Annotated in this window: 18 protein-coding genes; 11 read left to right on the top strand and 7 right to left on the bottom strand. The window is 42.1% G+C overall.

Annotation, left to right across the window (positions count from 1 at the left end):
• Positions 1–249 precede the first annotated feature (249 nt).
• The gene (locus H6G86_RS14095) at positions 250–1,386 is read left to right on the top strand and encodes a SpoIIE family protein phosphatase (RefSeq protein WP_190934850.1); all 1,137 of its coding nucleotides are present in this window, start codon (positions 250–252) and stop codon (positions 1,384–1,386) included.
• Here the strand turns inward: H6G86_RS14095 and H6G86_RS14090 are convergent, their stop codons facing one another.
• The 4 genes from H6G86_RS14090 to H6G86_RS14075 form a co-directional block, all read right to left on the bottom strand.
• Positions 1,387–1,713: an STAS domain-containing protein gene (locus H6G86_RS14090; protein ID WP_163937441.1), complete on the bottom strand. Its 327-nt coding sequence runs from the start codon at positions 1,711–1,713 to the stop codon at positions 1,387–1,389.
• Between the two features lie 697 nt (positions 1,714–2,410).
• Positions 2,411–3,055, bottom strand: coding sequence for a nucleotide exchange factor GrpE (locus tag H6G86_RS14085; protein WP_190934854.1), 645 nt, complete (start codon positions 3,053–3,055; stop codon positions 2,411–2,413).
• Between the two features lie 153 nt (positions 3,056–3,208).
• Complete coding sequence (locus H6G86_RS14080) at positions 3,209–3,700, bottom strand: Dps family protein (RefSeq protein ID WP_012410091.1); 492 nt, start codon at positions 3,698–3,700, stop codon at positions 3,209–3,211.
• A 154-nt stretch (positions 3,701–3,854) separates the two neighbouring features.
• A complete protein-coding gene (locus tag H6G86_RS14075; protein WP_012410090.1) occupies positions 3,855–4,118 on the bottom strand; it encodes a ParB N-terminal domain-containing protein in 264 nt (87 codons plus the stop codon).
• Positions 4,119–4,233: 115 nt separating this feature from the next.
• Between H6G86_RS14075 and H6G86_RS14070 the strand changes: the two genes are divergently transcribed.
• Positions 4,234–5,949, top strand: coding sequence for a SpoIID/LytB domain-containing protein (locus H6G86_RS14070; protein ID WP_190934849.1), 1,716 nt, complete (start codon positions 4,234–4,236; stop codon positions 5,947–5,949).
• 348 nt (positions 5,950–6,297) lie between these two features.
• On the opposite strand, the gene H6G86_RS14065 is transcribed toward H6G86_RS14070, so the two are convergent.
• A complete protein-coding gene (locus H6G86_RS14065; protein ID WP_012410088.1) occupies positions 6,298–6,597 on the bottom strand; it encodes a ferredoxin in 300 nt (99 codons plus the stop codon).
• Positions 6,598–7,054: 457 nt separating this feature from the next.
• Here H6G86_RS14065 and H6G86_RS14060 point away from each other — a divergent pair, with 457 nt between their 5' ends.
• From H6G86_RS14060 to H6G86_RS14045, 4 genes are all read left to right on the top strand, one after another.
• The gene (locus H6G86_RS14060; protein WP_190934848.1) at positions 7,055–8,050 is read left to right on the top strand and encodes a Gfo/Idh/MocA family protein; all 996 of its coding nucleotides are present in this window, start codon (positions 7,055–7,057) and stop codon (positions 8,048–8,050) included.
• A 20-nt stretch (positions 8,051–8,070) separates the two neighbouring features.
• Positions 8,071–8,847: a type I methionyl aminopeptidase gene (gene map / locus H6G86_RS14055; RefSeq protein ID WP_163928561.1), complete on the top strand. Its 777-nt coding sequence runs from the start codon at positions 8,071–8,073 to the stop codon at positions 8,845–8,847.
• Positions 8,848–9,150: 303 nt separating this feature from the next.
• Complete coding sequence (locus tag H6G86_RS14050) at positions 9,151–9,771, top strand: Uma2 family endonuclease (protein ID WP_190934847.1); 621 nt, start codon at positions 9,151–9,153, stop codon at positions 9,769–9,771.
• A gap of 147 nt (positions 9,772–9,918) precedes the next feature.
• Positions 9,919–10,533: a Uma2 family endonuclease gene (locus tag H6G86_RS14045; RefSeq protein WP_190934846.1), complete on the top strand. Its 615-nt coding sequence runs from the start codon at positions 9,919–9,921 to the stop codon at positions 10,531–10,533.
• Positions 10,534–10,743: 210 nt separating this feature from the next.
• Here H6G86_RS14045 and H6G86_RS14040 read toward each other — a convergent pair whose 3' ends face one another.
• Positions 10,744–12,078, bottom strand: coding sequence for a pentapeptide repeat-containing protein (locus tag H6G86_RS14040; protein ID WP_190934845.1), 1,335 nt, complete (start codon positions 12,076–12,078; stop codon positions 10,744–10,746).
• A 57-nt stretch (positions 12,079–12,135) separates the two neighbouring features.
• Between H6G86_RS14040 and H6G86_RS14035 the strand changes: the two genes are divergently transcribed.
• Positions 12,136–13,620, top strand: a complete 1,485-nt coding sequence (locus H6G86_RS14035) for an FAD-binding oxidoreductase (protein ID WP_190934844.1) — start codon at positions 12,136–12,138, stop codon at positions 13,618–13,620.
• Between the two features lie 242 nt (positions 13,621–13,862).
• Here the strand turns inward: H6G86_RS14035 and chlP are convergent, their stop codons facing one another.
• Positions 13,863–15,083 carry a geranylgeranyl reductase gene (gene chlP, locus H6G86_RS14030; protein WP_190934843.1) on the bottom strand — a complete coding sequence of 407 codons (1,221 nt, stop codon included), beginning with the start codon at positions 15,081–15,083 and terminating at the stop codon, positions 13,863–13,865.
• A 271-nt stretch (positions 15,084–15,354) separates the two neighbouring features.
• On the opposite strand from chlP, the gene yidD reads away from it, so the two are divergent.
• The 4 genes from yidD to nblS all read left to right on the top strand — a co-directional run bounded on the left by yidD (position 15,355) and on the right by nblS (position 21,938).
• Complete coding sequence (gene yidD / locus H6G86_RS14025) at positions 15,355–15,876, top strand: membrane protein insertion efficiency factor YidD (protein WP_190934842.1); 522 nt, start codon at positions 15,355–15,357, stop codon at positions 15,874–15,876.
• 94 nt (positions 15,877–15,970) lie between these two features.
• On the top strand, positions 15,971–16,987 hold the full coding sequence (locus H6G86_RS14020) for a sulfate/molybdate ABC transporter ATP-binding protein (RefSeq protein ID WP_190934841.1): 1,017 nt from the start codon (positions 15,971–15,973) through the stop codon (positions 16,985–16,987).
• 411 nt (positions 16,988–17,398) lie between these two features.
• Positions 17,399–19,570: an aminodeoxychorismate synthase component I gene (pabB, locus tag H6G86_RS14015; RefSeq protein WP_190934840.1), complete on the top strand. Its 2,172-nt coding sequence runs from the start codon at positions 17,399–17,401 to the stop codon at positions 19,568–19,570.
• A gap of 421 nt (positions 19,571–19,991) precedes the next feature.
• On the top strand, positions 19,992–21,938 hold the full coding sequence (gene nblS, locus H6G86_RS14010) for a two-component system sensor histidine kinase NblS (RefSeq protein WP_190934839.1): 1,947 nt from the start codon (positions 19,992–19,994) through the stop codon (positions 21,936–21,938).
• Positions 21,939–21,955: the final 17 nt, after the last annotated feature.

Raw genomic sequence — 21,955 nt, 5'->3', positions numbered from 1 at the left:
ATACCCTTAAACGGCTGCCCATATACCTGTTACCGTGGTAGATACATTATGTGTATTTACTTATCTTTACACAATTTGGTTTTTTCACCCTGTCCTACTTATAAAGAGTTTCTACCTTCCACATTAAAACCCGTATCTTTGTACTTCATGAAAAAGAAAACTGTTTTATTACTAACTAATTAACTCACATTATATTTTGATTTTCTATCTTTGCAGCAAATTATTAATGAGTCTTTCTGAGAAATACCTATGTTTCAAATACTAATAATTGATGATGATTATTCGATAAAAACACTTTTGAAAAGGATGTTAGAAAAACAGGGTTATGAAGTAGTTACTGCCAGTAGTGGCGAGGAAGGAATAGAAAAAGCGCTAGCTTGCCATCCAGCACTAATTATTTGTGATTGGATTATGCCGGGGTTGACTGGTCTGGAAGTCTGCCACCGTATTAAGACAGATCCCAAATTTTTTACCACATTCTTTATTTTATTAACATCCTTAGATTCAGTTGCCGATTGTGTCAAAGGTCTAGATGCTGGTGCTGATGATTTTATTTCCAAACCTATCGAGCATAATGAATTACAAGCGCGGGTAAGAGCGGGGTTACGCCTGCATCAGTTGAGTAGAGATTTGCAGGCTCAAAAGTTGCTTTTAGAATCAGAAATGTCAGAAGCAGCAGAATATGTGCGATCGCTGCTGCCTTTTCCTATGACTGAACCTTTCAATATAAATTTCCGGTTTATTCCCTCGCGGCAACTCGGTGGTGACTGTTTCGATTACTATTGGCTTGATGACGATTATCTAGCAATTTATTTACTCGATACTGCGGGACATGGACTCAAAGCTACTCTTCCCTCAGTTTCAGTGCTAAATCTGCTGCGTTCTCGTGCGCTTAAAAGTCTGAATTACTATCAACCTAGTGATGTGTTGAAGGCTTTGAATGATACCTTCCAGATGAATTATCAAAATGACAAATACTTTACGATTTGGTACGGAGTTTACAATCGAATTAACCGCCAGTTAGTTTATGCTAGTGCAGGTCATCCGCCAGCAGTTTTAATAACTGGTTTATCACCGAGAAAGTCTGACGTTCAACTCTTGAAAACCCCCGGTATGCCAGTTGGGATGTTTCCAGAAGCAAAATATGTTGATGGGGTTTACAATATTGAAAAATTCAGTAGCCTTTACATTTTTAGTGATGGCGCTTATGAAATCACTAAATCAGATGGCACTCTTTGGAGTTTGGATGCTTTTATTCAGCTACTAGTTAGCTTACAAAACCCTGTTGATTGCCAACTCGATCATGTACTGAGTTATTTAATCGCTCTGAACTCCAAAGATGCTTTTGATGATGATTTATCTATTTTGCAAATGAAGTTTGATTAATTACGTATTGGATACTAAAACCTGATTGAATGCGTCTTGGCTAGGGAATATTTCAAATACTTTATCCATATTAGTAAGTTCAAATAATATCCTTACTTGCTCATTAATTGAGCAGAGAACAAGCTTAGTATCTGCTGCCCGCAAGGTTTTAAAAGCTAACACTAAAGCTCCTAAACCTGAACTATCCATAAATATTACATCTTTAAAATCCACTAACACAATTTTCGCACCACTTTCTAAAATATCAGTGATATTTTGTCGAAATTCTTGTGAAGTTGTGGCATTCAAATTACCACTGAGCTGAATAACTTTTACTTGTTCTCTCATAATTATGTCACGCTTATTTGTGTAAATGATGCTCTGATGCCGCTATTTTCGCTATTATATACCCATCATAGAGCATTTAAAAATGCTTTCAAAATTAAATCTAACATTAAAAATTGAGTAATAATTGATAATTAATCTGTATCGACGAAGATTCATTATAAATATTTAAATATGATGTTTTTGTAATTATAAAAAAAATACTAGCTTAATTAAGTATATTTTTTCTATTACGAACAGACTAACTATAAATAACAAAATTAGTAAATTGGCATGATAAAACCCATGTATGTTTAGTTGTGTAAAAACATTGGAATAACCGATTTTCAAGCTGTTCGCTGATTTTATGTTTTATCACAGATGTTGATTTTTAACGCCAACTTACTTCGATCTCATTGATGTAGCTATCTACTGATCTACAAGCTGAAGTTATGACTTTTCAGATTATTTCCTAAATATTTTTTTATTTATGTCCGATTACTTACATTATGGAAACAATTTATCTCTGGAATGCCGCTCTAGAGCGAAAAATTTCGGTTTCAACAGCGCCAAGTAAGCTTAAACCTACACCAACGCTTTAACAGAACTTCTCAGAGGCGATCGCATCTGCAATTTTAGTATTCCCAATATTTGTCATTTTTCAACAGACAGCATAAAAAGTAAAGAGTTATGAATTTATAACTCCTAACCCCTAACTCCCTCAAACAGGACTGACTTTAGCTCTGTAAAGCAGCTTCTCACCTTGAAGATATCCAGTGTAGCGCACCTTGACTATTTCTCCAGGTAATGAAGTTCCCTCCATCAGTTGGTGTAGTTGGGGATTATAAGGTAATTCTGCTCCCACTGGTGCGATCGCTTCCACTCCCCACGCCTGTAAAAGCTTTTCTAGAGGTTTTTGCACTAACGGTACTATTTTCACTGCTGCTAGCTGTGGATTCTCTTGGGCTTTCTGTGCTGCTGTTGGCCATTGCAATAATAAAGACTCCAGCAGTTGTAAAGTTGACTGCTGGAGTTCTTGTAGTAGTATCTCTCGCTGCTGTTCTAGTTGAAGCTGCGATCGCTGATACTCTTTTCTTAAATCTGTAATCTCTTGTAACAATTCCTGACTCGGCGCTGCTTTCTCCGGTAATAACTCTACGGTTGAAAAAGTTGCGATTAATTCATTCAATGGCATCTGTAGCACTGCCGAAAGCTTAAGCAGCACATCTACCCGCATTTGCTCTAGCTTTCCTTGGCGTAAACGCAAAAGTTGCCGTTCTGAAACACCAGCAGCTCGACTCAGCGCTTTAAAACTAGAAATACCCACCTGTTGCATTAAATCTTGCAACTTTTGGGTATTGGGCATTGTGCATTGGGCATTGGGCATCCCTTCGGCTCCGCTCAGGGCAAGTAGGTATTGGGGACTGGGTATTGGGGATTGGGCATGGGTATTGGTGATTAAGTTTTTTCTCAATTCCCAATGCCCTATTCCCTATTCCCTAATTCCTATTCCCCATTCCTATTCTTCCAGTAAACTTCTCAACATCCAAGCGGTTTTTTCGTGTACTTGCATCCGTTGAGTTAATAAATCGGCAGTAGGCTCGTCGTTAACTTCCTCTATCACGGGGAAAATAGACCGTGCAGTTCTGACTACGGCTTCTTGTCCTTCCACTAATAAGCGGATCATCTCAACAGCTTTCGGAACCCCAGGAGTTTCTGGAATTGAACTCAGTTTGGCATATTCGCTGTAGGTTCCCGGTGCGGGATAGCCAAGCGCTCTAATTCTCTCGGCTATTAAATCAACCGCTAAAGCTAATTCTGTATACTGGGTTTCAAACATCAAATGTAAGGTTTGGAACATCGGCCCCGTTACATTCCAATGGAAGTTATGAGTTTTCAGATAAAGTGTATAAGTGTCAGCCAACAGACGAGATAAACCCTCGGCAATTTTAGCCCTACTCGCCTCGTCAATGCCGATATTTACATTTTTGACTGTTACTTTTGATGACATAATTTTCTCCTAATTAGGTTATATGTAATTGGGGATTGGGAATTGGGAATTGGGAATTGGGAATTGGGCATTGGGCATTGGGCATTAGTCAGGAGCTAGCAATTATTATTCTCCCCTCTCCCTCTGCCTCCCCTGCCTCCCCTGCTCCCATTCTCTATGCCAAGTGCATCTTTAAAACGCTACGGGGTGCTTTACGAACTCTGGCTAAAACGGTTTCTTTGCCTAAACGTTGGCAAGCTTCATACCGATGGCAACCAGAAAAGCCATAATATTGTCCATCTACTTCTAGGACATCAATAGGTTCTTGCTGCCCAATCTCCGCAATCGATTCCATTAAGGCTTGCACTTTATTTGGATCGTTTGCACGGGGCAATGGCCGTTTTATCTGATTTAATGGAATTTCTTGGACTCTAACCATAAGGAGTTTATCCAACTAGTTCTGTTTTGTGTCTCTAAACAAATCATAGTCGTTATGACTTCGTTTTGCAACATATATTTGGGGCAAAACTGGTAATGGTATCATTGGAGCGCTCATGCGACAAAAAGACCGCACTGCAAAGCAATTGGAAAATAAGCTCCAACGCCGCATTAGGGGGCAAAAGAAGCTCGATATGCTGCGCGTAGCTTGCTTCCCCATAGGGGTACGCTATCAGGTAGCCATGAAATTTTTGTTTTGGCGTTTTTCCCACACTGTGCTGACAACATTTTGTCTATTGGGACTGACTGCTGCATCAGGTCCTGAGAGTAACATCCAGGATATAGAACTAAAAATTGGGATTGTGCAGCGATTTGGTTCACAACCCACAGTCAAACTGCAACTGGAACCCACAAAAGGCGATCGCTTAAAGCTAAAATTTCAAGCGGGTAACAAGCAGCAAATCCTGGTGACAAAGAACCACGTATTGCTGGAAACAGTTATGCAAGCTTTACCCCAGCCAGCAGTTGAAGAAATAGTAGTCTTAGGCACATACCGTACTTTTGAAACTGCGGAAGATAGTGCTAACAAATGGCGTTCTCAGGGAATAGAAGTGGAAATCGCCCAGCCAGAACGCTGGCAGGTTTGGGCTAAACGAGATGTTTATAGCACTCCTTTATTGCGACGCTTACTATTGCAGAACATCCAATCCTCTAACAAAGATAAAGTATATCTTGATACTAAAGTTTTAAAACAAGTGCCGCAAGTTAGTTGGGTGGTGGATGGTAAACGCTATAGCCCAAATGATTTGGAAATCAGCACTGATAAAAACTTGATTCGGGTCAATAAAAGCGAAAAGCCAGAAAATGCTCGTCTTTATTCTGGACAACTGAATTTGCAGCCAAATGCTTACGGCACATACACTTTAGTTAACCAAGTCCCTTTAGAAACTTATTTACGTGGGGTTGTGCCTTACGAAATAGGAACGGATGCACCAAAAGCGGCGCTAGAAGCCCAAGCAATTCTCGCCCGGACTTATGCTTTAAGAAATTTACGCAGGTTTGCCGCAGATAACTATCAGTTGTGTGCCGATACTCACTGCCAAGTTTATTATGGGCTAAATGGAGCGGCTGCTAAAACAGACCAAGCGATCGCTTCCACCAGGGGTAAGGTAGTAACTTATAAAAACGAACTAGTAGATGCCCTGTATTCTTCTACTACAGGTGGTGTTACTGCTTCCTTCAGCGATGTCTGGAATGGCGACGATCGTCCCTATTTGCGCCCTGTACTAGATGCTGCGACTAATTTTTGGAACTTGTCTAAGCAGAGTTTGGCAGATGAAAAGAACTTTCAGAAATTTATTAATATCCAACAGGGATTTAATGAGAGCAAATGGGATGCTTTTCGTTGGCGCAGGGAAACCCGTTTAGAGGATATTATCAAGGACTTGCAAAAATTTTTGCAGGTAAAAAACAGTCCTCATGCCAAATTTAAGACAATTCAGGCTATGGCAGTGGTGAAGCGAAGCGAGAGTGGACGCATCCTGGAACTCGCGGTTAAAACTGATAAAAGCACCTTTATTCTTCACAAAGACGAAGTTCGCAGCGCCTTTGCTGCTCCTACAAGTACGCTTTTTTACCTAGAACCTCTGAATAAAGGCAAACCAGAACTGTGGGGATACGCTTTTATTGGTGGTGGATTAGGACATGGAGTTGGCTTGAGTCAAACTGGCGCTCAAAATCTAGCAAAACTAGGTTGGTCAAGTCCTAAAATTCTCCAATTTTATTATCCTGGTACTCAGATTCAAGTCCTCAACAAAGAGATTAAATTCTAAGCTAATCGCTTTTTACAGCAGTTTGCTTTTTGAGGGAGATACAAAATACAGGACTCAAAATTAGATAGAAAAAGTTTTTACCTCCTTATTCCTACCTCTAGAATAAGGAGTCAACAAAAGGCAAAATTGCTGAGGTGGAACTCCATACTAAAAAAATTAAGCAGGAACACTAAATTTACTGTGTTCCTGCTCAACATGAAATCAGTCTTTTTTTCAAAGTGGCTTTAAGAGGCACACACAAATTGATGCTTAGTCTCAACATTGAGACCTTGGACGATCACTCAGTCCAAATGTTCGAGCAACTATAATCACCAATAGAAATAGGTTTTTGGCTATTTAGTTTTGCTCTTAATAGAGTTCTTCTTCTTTGTGAGTTTCGATTGTGACATTAGAAGTTGGGTAAGCAACACAGGTTAGTACATATCCAGCTTCTATTTGATCGTCATCTAAGAATGATTGATCGCCTTGATCGACAGTACCTGATACGAGTTTACCTGCACAGGTAGAGCAAGCACCGGCACGACAAGAGTAGGGCAAGTCAATACCAGCTTCCTCAGCTGCGTCTAGAATATAGGTATCGTCTTCAACATCAAGGGTTGTGTTCAGCCCTTCAGCCTCGTTGATTAGTGTCACTTTATAAGTTGGCATTGAGTAATCCTCTCTTTTGTGAACGGCAGTATAAGTTATCTTAAGGCAAAGGTCGCGGCTGTTCTTGAGAATTAGCCGCTAGTTTATATTTGCTTCAATTCTGATACTACGAGAAAAATTAAACTATGTAACTCGAAATTGAACCCGATTAGTAATGAAATTTAGTTGCTTAATCCCGATAAGTTTTATTTATGTATTTACTGCCCTAGTTGAGCTGTGATAATAAAAAACTATGTTCTAGCTAAGAAAACATGATTAAATTTGATGTTATTTAAATTTGCAGCAAGGATTTTTAATCCATAAGATCAGACTTTTGTCAAGACAATCAAGAAACTTGAGAGGTTGTTTGAAATCAAGAAACTTCCTGCAACAACTCGGAAAATTTTAAGACTAACAAAAACCGATTTTTAAGCAGGTTACATAATGAGTTTGTGCCAAGTTTTTATATAAAATGATTATGTCTAATTCAGGAGCAGCTTTGGAAAAAGCAAGAGTGCGTGTAGGTTTGGTAGGTACTGGGTATGCGGCAAAGTTCCGGGCTGAAGCATTGCTCCATGATGAGCGATCGCAGTTGATAGCGGTTGTTGGTCATACCGCAGAAAAAACAGAAGCCTTTGTCAGAGAGTACCAGATTAAAGCATTAAGTTCTTGGCAAGAGCTAGTAGAGCGTGAAGATGTAGACCTAGTGGTGATTTGTACTGTTAATCGAGATCATGGTGCGATCGCTCGTGCAGCACTTACCAATGCCAAACATGTAATTATAGAGTATCCCCTTTCGTTGGATGTAGTCGAAGCAGACGAACTGATTGCCCTAGCCAAAGCACAAAAAAAACTCTTGCACGTAGAACACTTAGAACTTTTGGGTGGTTTGCATCAAGCCTTGAAGCAAAACGTAGCCAAAATTGGTGAAGTGTTTTATGCTCGCTACAGCACCATCAATCCCCAAAATCCTGCACCCCGTAAATGGACTTATAACCACGAGTTGTTCGGTTTTCCCTTAATTGGGGCACTGTCTCGCCTACATCGCCTCATCGATTTATTTGGTACAGTATTTACTGTTAACTGTCATCAGCGATATTGGGCAATAGAACCGGAATATTACCAAACCTGTTTCTGCACTAGTGAACTGTGCTTTAACAGTGGACTTTTAGCCCAAGTAGTATATGGCAAAGGCGAAAGTATTTGGCAATCAGAACGCAAGTTTGAAGTTCACGGAGAAAAAGGTGGTTTAGTCTTTGATGGCGACACAGGAATTTTCATCCAGCTAGGGGAAACAACATCTATAGAGGTTGGCCCTCGTCGGGGTTTGTTTGCCAAAGACACAGCTATGGTGTTAGACCATCTTTTTGATGGCACTCCTTTGTACGTTACCCCAGAGCAGAGTTTGTATACCTTAAAGGTTGCTGATGCTGCTCAAAGAGCTGCACAGACAGGGTTCACTATGTTTATGTAAATTTGTCTAGATAAAAGTTAATGAAAACTGAACTAATTGTCATTTTATCCCAACGAGAAATAGAGAAAATGCGTCAAGCTGGGCGTTTAGCAGCCAAACTTCTCCAGCATCTCGAACCGTTTGTGAAGCCAGGGGTTAGCACTCTAGAACTAAATGATGAAGCCGAACGTTGGACGCAAGCGCATGGAGCAAAAAGCGCACCTCTTGGCTATAAGGGTTATCCAAAATCGATTTGTACCAGTGTCAATGAGGTAATTTGTCATGGCATTCCCAACGCCAAGCAGATTCTTAAAGACGGTGACATTATTAATATTGATGTAACGCCCATTGTTGAAGGGTATCACGGCGATACATCCAAGACATTTTTTGTTGGTACTCCTTCCCCAAAAACCAGAAAGCTGGTAGAGGTGACAGAAGAGTGTTTGCGCCTGGGTATTGCTGAAGTTAAACCTGGGGCACGTATTGGCGATATTGGTGCAGCTATTCAAGAGTATGCTGAAGGGCAAGGCTTTTCTGTAGTGCGAGATTTTGTTGGACACGGCATCAGTAACATTTTTCACACTGCGCCGGATGTTCCTCATTATGGTACTCGCGGTAAAGGCAAGCGCCTGAGACCGGGGATGGTTTTTACTATTGAGCCAATGATTAATGAAGGTACTTACGAAGTTGAAGTTCTCAGCGACAAGTGGACTGCGGTAACGCGCGATCGCAAGCTTTCTGCTCAATGTGAGCATACCTTAGCTGTAACTGAAGATGGCGTTGAAATTCTCACTCTACCTGAAGGCGAGAATTACTAAACTGGTAGGTTTTCTACTACTTAATTAACACAATAACTCCAACTCTTGCTGCGGAAAATGTCACACTAGAGCAACTAATATTGCTCTATGGATTAGAGTTAGTTGATTCGGAAGAATTCTTTCGAGAGTGGTAAGATGACCTACCAGAACTCACAAACTTATATTTTTGGTGTCCGTAACCAGGGCAATAAGTTGTATAGCATACTCCAGATTTTGAAGCATATTAGTCAATTGCCTAATCAAAGATAGTTAGAATAATCAAGAGCAGCAATACCTGCTCTTATTCTGAACCTGGAAGGACAAATGTCTATGGTCTTAGCCACTGTTAATACAGGTACTATTAACTCTGAGGCATTCGTTGCTGGCTATCTGGATGATGGACGCTACGAGTTAATTGACGGAGAAATAATCGACTTGGAACCTACTGGACTTCATGAACAGGTTGCTGGGTTAATTAATCGTAAGCTTAACGTAGCAATTGATCTGCTCAACTTGCCTTGGTTTATTCCTATGAAATGTCTAATTAAGCCATTAGGTCAAAATTCAGCCTTTAGACCAGATGTTGTGATTCTTGATCAGACTAGTTTGGCAAATGAACCATTATGGAAAACTGAGCCAGTGATTACACTAGGCAAGTCTGTAAAGTTAGTAGTAGAGGTTGTCAGTACTAATTGGCAGAATGATTATGCTCGGAAAGTGGAAGACTACGAAGCTTTAGGTATTGGGGAGTACTGGATCGCAGATTATCTAGGGCTAGGAGGCAAACGCTACATTGGCTTATCCAAAGAACCTACAATCACGATTTATCAGTTAGTTGATGGAACTTATCAAGCACAACAGTTTAGAGGAACAGAACTCCTCATCTCCCAAACATTTCCAGGACTGAATCTGACCGCAGAACAGATATTTGTTGCGGGTCGCTAGAGTTAGAGATTGAGGAACACATCGTATTCTTTGGGAATAAACATTTACACTTTTTAAAGCTAATAAAAAAAACACAAGTGCGAATTTTATCACCGAAAAATCAATATTTATTAAATGATAAAGTAAAACATATATGGAGGTAAGATTATGACTCAATCATTGCCCAAATTACTCACCTTCAACGAATTTATTGAATGGTATCCCAATGACGCTAAACGCTATGAATTGCATAAAGGAGTAATTATTGAAATGCCGCCCCCAACTGGAGCGCATGAAAAAGTTGTGGGATTTATAGCCCATAAGCTAACTGTCGAGTTTGATCGCCTGAATCTTCCCTACACTATACCCAAAACTTCATTTATCCAAACTCCTTCTGCCAAATCCGCTTATTCGCCTGATGTGTTGCTGCTAAATCTTGATAATCTCGACAATGAACCACTTTTTCAAAAACAGTCAACAGTAAGCCAAGCATCATCAGTTCCAATAGTTATAGAAGTTGTTTCAAGCAACTGGCGAGATGATTACTACAATAAGCTTGGGGATTATGAAGAAATGGGAATTCCCGAATATTGGATTGCTGATTATGCTGCATTGGGCGCAAGAAAGTTCATCGGTAATCCCAAACAACCCACTATTTTTGTATGCGAATTAGTTGATGGTGAATATCAAATGACACCTTTTCAAGGTAACACAGCGATTTTATCACCTACTTTTCCCCAATTAAATTTAACTGCACAACAGATTTTTAATGCGGCTAACTAATTTTTTATCTAGTCTTTCAAGACGCGATAAATCGCGTCTCTACATGAATATTTTGGGCTTATAGAAATACTCTTTGAGTTGTGAAAACATAGATTAGGAAACGAACCGCATAGACGCAAAGCGTCTTCCCGTAGGGTAAGACGCAAAGAAAGGAAAGAAGAAAGAGAGATATAGGACTACTATAAATTTCTGAACTGTATTGTCTTATAACTATCTTCCCAACTTATTAGGAATACCTTCACAACCACCGGGAATAGTAGCTCTAGTTTTTTCGCCACCCCAAGTACAACAGTAGCAACGTGCAGACTCAGACATCCGTTGCACATTACTGAAATCGGCATTTTCCACTACAGCGCCAGTTTGTTCGCCAGTTTCATAATCTGGCGGTTCAGTCCGACTACGGGGTGATGCTTTATCTACTACACCGTAGAATAGGCGAATGCCGTTGATATCGGCACCAGTGAGATTAGCATTATATAAAATTGTGCGGGAGAGGTTGGCTTTTACTAAGTCACAACCGGTCAAATTAGCGCGGACAAGATTAGCTTCGCTGAGGTCAGTCCAACGTAAATCAGTACCAGAAAGGTCGGCTGCGGCTAGCATTACACCTAAATCGATGACACGCAAACCTTCCAGACGGTCTTCTGCATATCCGCCAGTCCCATCGAGAATGGCTCGACCTAATAGGCGATCGCGTTTTAGGGGTGACAACAACTTGGAACGTGAGAGAAAGCGGAGAATTTTCGCTTTACCACTACCATCAACGCTACTTAAAATTGCCGCAGTGCGTCCTTCAGCGATCGCTCTTTCTTGAGGCCAATCTTCTAATAATCCTTCTTCATCTAGCACCAAGTCTGAAATGCCTTGGAAATAGGAATCAATTGTCTGTTGCTGGGTGATAATATTTTGCTGAACTGTAAGCAGGTTTTGCTGAATTGTCAAGTCTTTGGAAATAACATATTGCCGCCACGCTACATAAACAGCAATGATGGCGATGAGAATTTGTCCCAAAGCGCCAAACCATTCTGCTAGGCTACCAGCAATATCCCAGTTAATTTTGCGTCCTAAAACAAGTAAGCGATCGCTCACACCTGTGAACCTGATCAAGCCGATGATTGCTACTAGTAATCCCAAAAAGGCCACAAACAAGGTGCGTTCTTGGGGTGAAAACCACTCATCTAAAACTATTTGTAACCAAGGCAATAATATGGCTAAGGATAACAGCAAAGTTATCAGTGTTCCGATAATGCCAACGATCCAGTTATTGAGGATAATTCCAGTCAAGGTGATGGCGATCGCTATTAGAGTAATTAGCAATGCCCTTGGCTTAACTGTGAATTGGCTAGTAATGGGTTGCCTGAAGTCAGAACGGGCTTGTTTGAGAGCATTTGTATGTTGCGGAGATTGCAAAGATGCGATCACCGCTAGTACATCTGAGGTTAGGTTTCTCTCAGTTGAACTACCGTCAAAGTCATCCGGTTGCAAGTCGTTTTCGGGGACTGGTTCTGGGGTTGGTAGATTAGAGGAATCGGGTTCAATCGTCATGTTTTCTATTTTGCCCCTTCAATCCAGGTTATACAGCGTTCCTACCGGAGTAAATCGTTGAAAAACAAGCTGAAGATTATCCTGCTTGTGCTTGTGGCAACTACCACTATTGCCCTGACAGTCATTGCTAAACCTGTTGCTCATTTGACTTTAACAGCCTGGAGCGATCGCAATGATCGTCAACCTCTTCCTCCTGGCACGGTTGATGATGCCAGTCACCTGAATCAGACACAGGTGACAATTAAGCAGGTTAATAGTCAGCCTGGAATTACTGAGGTGATATTACAGTCTGTACTTAGAGATGCCTTACGTCAAGATAAGAAGGTAGCGATCGCTGGTTCACGCCATACTATGGGTGGTCACACTCTGTATGCTAAAGGCATCTCCCTGGCGATGCTTAACTTCAACCGGATGCAATTCAATCCGGCGACTAAAATTCTGACGGTACAATCAGGAGCTAAATGGTCTAAGATTATTCCCTACCTAAATGAACGTGGCTATTCTGTCGCTGTTATGCAGTCCAACAACGATTTTTCTGTTGGCGGTACAATGAGCGCCAATGCTCATGGCTGGCAACATAATAGTCCCCCCTTTGCTAGCACAGTCGAAAGTTTCCGGTTAATGCTGGCAAGTGGCAAGGTTGTACAGTGTTCCAGACAGGAAAACCCAGAGTTATTTTCTCTCGTTTTAGGCGGTTACGGATTATTTGGGATTATTCTTGACGTGGATTTGAGAGTAGTACCCAATGAGACGTATATAGCAGAACGGTTCGTGATTAAAAGCGAGAATTATATTGATACCTATCGGCAACGGGTAGATGGTGCAGCCAATATTGGTATGGCATACGGTAGACTTTCTGTTGCCCCGGAAAGCTTTTTAGAAGAAGCTATTCTCACCACTTACCGCCAAATTCCCCAAGGAAGTCAGGCTATTGTCTCTTTAGAAAAACAGCCAGATTCTGGATTACCTCGGACGGTTTTCCGGGGCAGCATTGGCAGTGACTATGGCAAAAACTTGCGCTGGCAATTAGAAAAAATCGTTGGGGGAGAAGCGGGAAGCCGGGTTTTGAGAAACCACATTCTCAATCGTCCCTCCACCTTATTTGAAAATCGTCATCAGGCAGAGACTGACATCCTGCATGAGTACTTTATTCCCCCTCAATCTCTGGAAGCTTTTTTAGAGAAGTGTCGCGTGATTATTCCTCAATCCAAAGGGGATTTGCTCAATGTCACGGTGCGAAATGTTCACCAAGATAACGACAGTTTTCTCAGATATGCCGATGGGGAAGTTTTTGGATTGGTGATGCTGTTTCATCAGCAACGCACTCAAGAGGGAGAGGCAATGATGGAGGTAATGACCCAGAAATTGATTGAAGCAGCCCTTGCGGTTGGCGGTAGGTATTATCTACCCTATCGTCTTCATGCTACACCTGAACAATTTCGTCGAGCTTATCCACAATCGGCTAAATTTTTCGCCCTCAAGCGTAAGTACGACCCCAATGGGATTTTTCAGAATTATTTTTACCTGAAATACGGCAAATAAATGAAATGTATTTGATGATTTTAAGCTCTTTACTCTGCGTCCTCTGCGCCTCTGTGGTTAAAAAACTTTTAAACCGCAGAGGCACAGAGATCGCTGAGAAAAAATAAGAGATTTTATAAGTCACATTGAAAGACCTAGTTGTGGGGTGCGCATCTTGCCGCCCTGATTAATCAGCGTCCAAGATATCCACCCCACAAAATTGAGTAATTTATTGGTTGGAATTCCCAGTCCTTTGCCCTCAATTAAGGTGCAAGGGCATTACCCCGAATTAGACTACCAATAGTTTTGGCAGTAATCTTCAATTGGGTGATGGGATTAGCTGGAACAACCGTTTTATACAGATAGCTATCGAATGTTAGCCGTTGTACATCGAGGTCATCACACATTTCCACAAACGCTTCGCGGGTAGCGTCGGAACGATAGAATACGCTTTGCAGAATGTCCAACACCTTGTAGGTGAGTCCGTATCTTTTATCCCAACGCTTCAGGTAAATTTTGAGGTCGCCTTCTGTAGGAATCCGGCTACCACTGTTAGATGTTTCTACAATGGTTTCGGCACACATCCGGCCAGATTTAGCGGCAAAATAAATACCTTCACCAGAAGACTTGGTAACATAACCAGCAGCATCTCCCACCAAAGCGATGCGACCAACGACACGACGGGGACGGGGATGTTCAGGAATGGGGTGGGCTTCGACTTTGATGATTTTACCGCCTGCCAATTTTTCGGAAGCACGGGCGCGGATACCAGCTTGTAACTGTTTGATGCTGGCTTTGTTGATGTGCATTGTGCCAGTACCGACAGCTACGTGGTCATATTTGGGGAAAACCCAAGCGTAGAAATCGGTCGAAACGTCATCACCGACATACATTTCGGCGAGGTCGTTGTAGTAGGCCATTTTGTCTTCGGGTAAGCGAATTCGCTCTTGGAAAGCGATCGCATAATTGTAATCCCCAGCGTCCATTTCTTTAGCAACGCGAGAATTAGCCCCATCCGCCCCAATGATTAGATCCACCTTCAGGGTTTTGGCAATCCCCTGTGAAATACCTTCTGTATGGTCAACGTAATGGATGGTATAGGGATCAGTATTGTTTCCTGGTATATCAAGTTTATGAACAGTGGCATTAATTAAATTTGCGCCTAATTTTGCCGCGCGATCGCGCAAAAAGCCATCCAGCACTTCCCGGCGGCACATTCCTATATATTCATCTTCATTTACCAGATTGATATCAACTTCCCGATTAGAAGGTGAAATCATTTTCATCTTCCGTACCCGGCGATCGATAATCTCTGGTGGTAAGTCAAATTCACTCACCATACATAGGGGAATTGCGCCCCCACAAGGCTTTGCATTGTCTAGCTTCCGCTCAAATAGGTAGGTTTCAATCCCAGAGGCTGCCAGTGTTTCAGCGGCAGATGAACCAGCAGGGCCTGACCCAATAACAGCAACCCGTAGTGTCAAAGGTCTTTCTCCCAAATCTTCACATTTACCGAGAGCATACTACCACGGTCTTTCTAGTGATTTGGCGCTTTTCCTCCAGGTTTATGCTTAAATGCAATATTCCTTAATGTTTCGATACGAATTGAGATTGGGAATTGGGCATTGGGAATCGGGCATTGGGAATGGGGCATTGGGCATTGGGAATTGGGAAGAATGAAGAATATTGCCCCCCAGTCCCCAGTCCCCAGTCCCCAGTCCCCAGTCCCCAGTCCCCAATCCCCAATCCCAAAATATGCAGATTTCCTTGTTCGATTCTTTTGCTAGACAAGTTAGTACCGCCGCAATTACCGGATATCAAAAGCACATTTCCCCACACAAAGGTTTTGCTTGTGCCCACAGAATACTATATGGCGGCGAATCATGCTCTGGGTACTTCAAGCGGGTAATTGCTAAGGAAGGGTTAAAAGTAGCATTTGTCAATAGTCGTGAACGATTTCAAGCTTGTAAAGAAGCTAACCATATTTTGCGTAAACGCGCAGTAGCTTTCCGCTATGTGTCTATGCAAATCGAAAATTCCGAAGAATCTACAGAAGAAGCAGAAACACAGCAACGAAAACAAGCATCTGGTAAAGTTGGTCAAACATCATCATTTATTAACAGCAACAATACTGAATGTTTTGATTGTGCGGATTTAGGCTGCAATTGTGCCGAAATACTTAATATAGCTCCTGATTGTAGTCCCCCGGATTGTGGTTTCCTGGATTGTAGTGGCGCTGATTGTAGCTTCCTCGACTGTGGCAGTTGCGGTAGCTAAATCTTGTTCATCCATAAATAACGATATATGGTATATGTAAGACACAGTAATCCTACCAAGGATCTGTAGATTTAGTTGCAGAGGTATAGCAGCAGTGGGCATAGTAGTTGAGAATGTCTCCAAACAATTCGGGAGTTTCAAGGCTGTTGATGAGGTTAGCCTGGAAATTAAAAGTGGTTCGCTAGTTGCGTTGCTTGGGCCGTCGGGGTCGGGTAAATCTACGCTACTACGGTTAATTTCCGGTTTAGAAATGCCAGATAGCGGCAAAATCCTGCTTACCGGTAAGGATGCTACATACCAAAGCGTGCAGCAGCGCAATATTGGCTTTGTATTTCAGCACTATGCCCTATTTAAGCATTTGACTGTTAGGCAGAATATTGCTTTTGGCTTAGAAATTCGTAAGGCACAGCCAAAGAAGATTAAAGGAAAGGTAGAACAATTACTAGAGTTGGTGCAATTGAGTGGATTAGGCGATCGCTATCCATCACAACTTTCTGGTGGTCAAAGACAACGGGTAGCCTTAGCAAGGGCATTAGCAGTAGAACCTGAAGTGTTACTCCTAGATGAACCCTTTGGCGCACTTGATGCTAAAGTCCGCAAAGATTTACGGGCATGGTTACGCCGCCTCCATGATGAGGTTCATGTTACCACGGTTTTCGTCACCCACGACCAAGAGGAAGCAATGGAGGTTTCCGATGAAGTTGTGGTCATGAATAAAGGGCGCGTGGAACAGGTAGGGACACCATCGGAAATTTATGATAATCCTGCCACCGCATTTGTGATGAGCTTTATCGGCCCTGTAAATGTATTACCCAGCAACTCGAAGATTTTTCAAAGTAGCGGATTTGATGCGCCACATCCACAAGTATTTTTGCGCCCGCAAGATGTGATTTTAGAAAAGGCTGCTAACGGTACCACTACACCTGCAACAGTGAGCCGATTGATACATTTGGGTTGGGAAATTCAGGTGGAATTAACTTTCGATGACGGGCAAGTGGTGATGGCCCATTTAACGCGCGATCGCTTTAATGACTTAGAGTTAGAACCGAAACAGCGTATATATGTCAAGCCAAAGGATGCAAAATCCTTCCCTGTGTCTTATTCAATTTAGACTTTTACCAGTTTCCCAATGGTCAAAACCCCTAGTTAATCGCTGTCTAATTCAGCTATTGACTTGGGGTTTTAATCTTACATAAGTAGGTCGGCGCAATTAAAGCTAACTGGCTAAGGCTGTCATTTTTCATTGGTAAGGGTTTTAAGCCTATTTCCATTTCGTAATATACTTGGGTTTTTTCGCACCAACTTACTTAGAGGATGTTTGAAAAGTGGTTTGTTGTGATTTTAATCAAATTATTACCCCCCTTAAATCCCACCATATAAAGGGTGGAAACCGGAAAATAATCTAGTTCCCTCCCCTTTATAAGGGGAGGGTTAGGGTGGGGTAAAAAATATTTGATACATCAATCACAACTTTTCAAACATCCTCTTAGGCTAGAAGGATAACAACACCGAAACTTCCAAGATGAAAACCCTAATCATTGATAATTATGACTCTTATACTTTTAATCTTTATCAATTAATTGCAGAAGTCAATGCAGAGTATCCCACTGTGATTTACAACGATCAATTTGCATGGGATGAACTGCAACATTGGGAATTTGACAACATTGTGATTTCACCAGGGCCAGGCCGTCCTGAGAATCTAAAAGATTTTGGGATCTGTAGTCAAGCTATTCAAAATACCCAAGTGCCCCTTCTAGGTGTTTGTCTTGGACATCAAGGACTTGGTAATGAGTATGGAGGAAAAGTTATTCATGCACCTGAAGTTCAGCATGGTCGGATCAGTGAAGTTTATCACAATGGTACTGATTTGTTTGCGGGAATTCCTTCTCCTTTCTCTGTTGTGCGTTACCATTCTTTGCTGGTTGCAAATGACCTACCAGACTGTTTAGAAAAAGTAGCGTGGACAGAGGACAATCTGGTGATGGGAATGCGCCATCGATCTTTGCCGCTATGGGGTGTGCAGTTTCATCCAGAGTCAATCTGTACTCAATATGGACAAACCTTATTCGAGAATTTTAGAGAGATTACCCTAAAATTTGCCCAAGAACGCGGCAATAATCCGAGAAAACACTATTGGGTAGGAGATAGTGGTGCTGCTCTCATACCTGCAAGTTCTTCTTCCCAAAAACAGCAACAGGAATTTCAACTTTGTACGCAGAAGTTGAATCTGTATCCCGATACCGAGCAAATGTTTGTGCATTTGTTTGGCAAATCACCAAATACCTTCTGGCTAGATAGCAGTCTGGTTGAATCCGGTCTTTCTCGCTTTTCCTTTATGGGAGATAGCAGTGGCGAAAACAGTCTGCTAATTCGCTATCAGACGCGATCGCAGGAACTCACAATTACACAGTCCGATACCATAAGCTGTAAGACTAAGGGGATTTTTGAATATCTCCAGCATGAAATTGAACGGCGACATTGCCCATCTGATGATTTACCCTTCGATTTCAACTGCGGGTTTGTAGGTTACTTTGGCTATGAACTAAAGGCAGAGTGCGGGTCTAAATTAAATCACCCCTCTAGCTTACCTGATGCCATGTTTCTGCTGGCCGATCGGATGATTGCAATCGATCACCAGGAGCAAACCCTCTATCTGCTTTGCCTAATTCAGCACGGACAAACCGCCTCAGCAGAAGCCTGGTTTGAATGGATCAGACACCAAATTGACCATCTTCTTCCCCTATCGCCTATTGTTCCACCAGAAGTTCAGATACCTGTTATTTTCCGATTAAGTCGGTCTGAAAGGACTTATCTTGATAATATTCAGATGTGTTTGCAAGAAATTCACGAAGGAGAAACTTATCAAGTTTGTTTAACAAACAAGATTCACACAGACACAACACCCGATCCCCTGGTGTTCTATCGTTCATTACGCCGCATCAATCCTGCTCCATACTCTGCATTTTTGCGCTTTGGCGATGTGGCGATCGCTTGCTCATCTCCAGAGCGATTTCTGCACATTGATTGTCAAGGCTGGGTGGAAACAAAGCCTATTAAGGGAACGCTACCACGAGGAAAAACACCCAACGAAGATTTTATCCTGCGTGAAAAATTGCAAAACAGTGAAAAAGATCGGGCTGAAAATCTGATGATTGTGGATTTGCTTCGCAATGACTTAGGACGGGTTTGTGCAGTCGGTACTGTCCATGTTCCCAAATTGATGGATGTAGAAACCTATGCGACTGTACATCAACTGGTGACGACTATTCGCGGTCATTTACGCGCTGATATGAGCGCCACAGACTGCATTCGCAAAGCCTTTCCCGGCGGTTCGATGACAGGCGCTCCCAAACTTAGAACCCTTGAGATTATCGATCGATTAGAGCAAGAAGCACGGGGAGTTTACTCAGGAGCGATCGGCTTTTTGGGATTGAATGGTTCGGCTGATTTGAATATTGTCATTCGTACTGCTGTGCTGACTCCAGAACAAACCTCAATTGGCATTGGCGGCGGCATTGTGGCGCTTTCCGATCCTGAGATGGAGTTTCAAGAAACACTCCTGAAAGCAAAGGCATTGATTCATGCCATGATGATCGCCACGCATGGAGCCTTTGATTCTAACCAATATTACATCCAGGGGATAGAAACAGAGGCTTTTGATAGCTATAAAAAAGTGCGAGCAGTTTACTAGCTGCCGCTAATACCATTTCTTTGTGAGGTTGCACCAAACCCTTTTAACTTTTTCTTTCTTTGTGTCCTTTGCGCCTTTGCGGTTCGTTTTTCTTTCCTATACCTAAATCTGATTTAGCCCATCTTCATACAGAAGAAAGATAACCCCAGTCGGGTAACTCGCTCAAAATCCCAACAGATGGGATTTTTGTTAGACTACTCACCTGTGCGTAACCAATATAAAAAAATGGGGTTTAACGCCTTAATCCTCAAGTGTATATCAACTCCGATCGCCCAAATGAGGTAAATTCGTTAAGACAACCTTAACAGGGATATCCTCTGAAACTCCCCTATTCCCGTTCCCCTAACATGTTTGTCAAATTAACTGTTAATTTTTTAGTTGTTGGGCTTTATAACAAAGACTACTAACAACTTTATTTAAGATGCTAACTCTGTTAAAAACAATTCGACATGCGATCGCAAGTTGGTGGTCTGAGTTTACCCTCCAGACTAAGCTGCTGGCTGTGGCTACATTGGTGGTTTCCTTGGTGATGAGTGGTTTGACCTTCTGGGCTGTGAATACAATCCAGCAGGACGCGCGGATGAATGACACCCGCTTCGGGCGTGACTTGGGTTTGCTGCTTGCTGCCAATGTTGCCCCCCTCGTGGCTGACAATAATCTCACGGAGGTTGCCCAATTTTCTCAACGCTTCTACAGCAGCACCTCTAGCGTGCGTTATATGCTTTACGCTGATGAAACCGGGGAAATCTTTTTTGGCATACCTTTTTGGGAAGCCGAGGTAGAAAATTCTCTCACCATTAAACGGCGAATACAACTGCCAGAAGATTACCCTGGTGATGGGGAAAAGCCGATGGTGCGGCAACACATGACCCCAGATGGAGTTGTTACCGATGTATTTATTCCACTGATCGTTAACAAGAAATACTTAGGTGTATTAGCGATCGGTATCAACCCCAATCAGACTGCTGTCATCTCCACCAATTTTACCCGCGATGTCACCATTGCCGTTTTTATCACAATTTGGGTAATGGTGATTTTGGCAGGAGTAATAAACGCTTTGACCATCACTAAACCAATAAAAGAACTCCTGGTTGGGGTAAAGGAAATTGCTACCGGGAATTTCAAGCAGCGCATTGATTTACCTTTAGGGGGCGAACTAGGGGAGTTAATTTTAAGCTTTAATGAGATGGCAGAGCGATTAGAACGCTATGAAGAACAGAATATTGAAGAATTGACCGCCGAAAAAGCCAAGCTAGAAACCCTAGTTTCCACGATCGCAGATGGTGCTGTGTTGATTGATAACAACATGCAGGTGATATTAGTCAACCCTACAGCGAAGCGAATTTTTGGCTGGGAAACGGCTGATGTGGTCGGCTGCAATGTGTTGCATCACTTGCCGTCAGCAGTACAAATGGAAATCAGTGGCCCATTGTATGAAATGGCAGCAGGTGAATGTGAAAGTGCCGAATTCCGCATTTTTCTTAACCAACCCACCCAACGAACAATCCGCATTCTTTTGACGACAGTACTCAATGTGCAAAGAGAAAGCATCAAAGGTATTGCGATTACCGTCCAAGATATAACCCGTGAGGTGGAATTAAACGATGCAAAAAGTCAATTTATCAGCAACGTTTCTCACGAACTGCGAACGCCTTTATTTAACATCAAAACCTATATTGAAACCCTGCATGACTACGGCGAAGACTTAGGATTAGAAGAAAGGCAAGAGTTCTTGCAAACAGTTAACCATGAAACCGATCGCCTGACCCGCCTAGTTAACGATGTTTTAGATTTATCAAAACTCGAATCTGGTCGTCAGTATAACTTCGATGGAGTGGATCTAGCCCAAGCGATCGAGCAAACATTGCGTACTTACCAACTCAATGCCAAAGATAAAGGTGTTGAACTTCTTCAGGAAGTTGATGCTAATTTACCCCTAGTAATGGGTAATTACGATCTGTTAGTACAAGTTTTTGGCAACCTAATTGGTAATGCCCTCAAATTTACCAAAGCCGGTGGTAAAGTAGCAATCCGCGCTTACCAACTAGATTTCAAACCCAATCACAGCCAATCTTCTCCAGTGCGGATTGAAATTTCCGATACTGGAATTGGCATCGCGACAGAAGACCAGCACTCAATTTTTGAACGCTTCTTTCGTGTAGAAAACCGAGTTCACACCCTAGAAGGCACAGGTTTAGGATTATCGATTGTCAGAAATATCATCGACAGACATCGTAGTAAAGTCCATCTAGTGAGTGAAGTTGGCATTGGTACAACTTTCTGGTTCGACTTAGCTGCCTTTGAGGAAAAAGCGCCACCGATACAAGTTGAAGCTATTACTGAAGCATCCAAAATCACCACAGCCTGAAGTTTAGGGATTGGGCA

This window comes from Nostoc sp. FACHB-133, from assembly GCF_014698055.1.
GTDB lineage: Bacteria > Cyanobacteriota > Cyanobacteriia > Cyanobacteriales > Nostocaceae > Nostoc.
This window is presented reverse-complemented; position numbering and strand designations above follow the sequence as displayed.

What these genes read in the sequence shown, in the direction of transcription:
- H6G86_RS14095 (WP_190934850.1), top strand. Translation starts at nt 250, where the DNA reads ATGTTTCAAATACTAATAATTGATGATGATTATTCGATAAAAACACTT.
- H6G86_RS14090 (WP_163937441.1), bottom strand. Translation starts at nt 1,713, where the DNA reads ATGAGAGAACAAGTAAAAGTTATTCAGCTCAGTGGTAATTTGAATGCC.
- H6G86_RS14085 (WP_190934854.1), bottom strand. Translation starts at nt 3,055, where the DNA reads ATGCCCAATACCCAAAAGTTGCAAGATTTAATGCAACAGGTGGGTATT.
- H6G86_RS14080 (WP_012410091.1), bottom strand. Translation starts at nt 3,700, where the DNA reads ATGTCATCAAAAGTAACAGTCAAAAATGTAAATATCGGCATTGACGAG.
- H6G86_RS14075 (WP_012410090.1), bottom strand. Translation starts at nt 4,118, where the DNA reads ATGGTTAGAGTCCAAGAAATTCCATTAAATCAGATAAAACGGCCATTG.
- H6G86_RS14070 (WP_190934849.1), top strand. Translation starts at nt 4,234, where the DNA reads ATGCGACAAAAAGACCGCACTGCAAAGCAATTGGAAAATAAGCTCCAA.
- H6G86_RS14065 (WP_012410088.1), bottom strand. Translation starts at nt 6,597, where the DNA reads ATGCCAACTTATAAAGTGACACTAATCAACGAGGCTGAAGGGCTGAAC.
- H6G86_RS14060 (WP_190934848.1), top strand. Translation starts at nt 7,055, where the DNA reads ATGTCTAATTCAGGAGCAGCTTTGGAAAAAGCAAGAGTGCGTGTAGGT.
- map (WP_163928561.1), top strand. Translation starts at nt 8,071, where the DNA reads ATGAAAACTGAACTAATTGTCATTTTATCCCAACGAGAAATAGAGAAA.
- H6G86_RS14050 (WP_190934847.1), top strand. Translation starts at nt 9,151, where the DNA reads ATGTCTATGGTCTTAGCCACTGTTAATACAGGTACTATTAACTCTGAG.
- H6G86_RS14045 (WP_190934846.1), top strand. Translation starts at nt 9,919, where the DNA reads ATGACTCAATCATTGCCCAAATTACTCACCTTCAACGAATTTATTGAA.
- H6G86_RS14040 (WP_190934845.1), bottom strand. Translation starts at nt 12,078, where the DNA reads ATGACGATTGAACCCGATTCCTCTAATCTACCAACCCCAGAACCAGTC.
- yidD (WP_190934842.1), top strand. Translation starts at nt 15,355, where the DNA reads ATGCAGATTTCCTTGTTCGATTCTTTTGCTAGACAAGTTAGTACCGCC.
- pabB (WP_190934840.1), top strand. Translation starts at nt 17,399, where the DNA reads ATGAAAACCCTAATCATTGATAATTATGACTCTTATACTTTTAATCTT.
- nblS (WP_190934839.1), top strand. Translation starts at nt 19,992, where the DNA reads ATGCTAACTCTGTTAAAAACAATTCGACATGCGATCGCAAGTTGGTGG.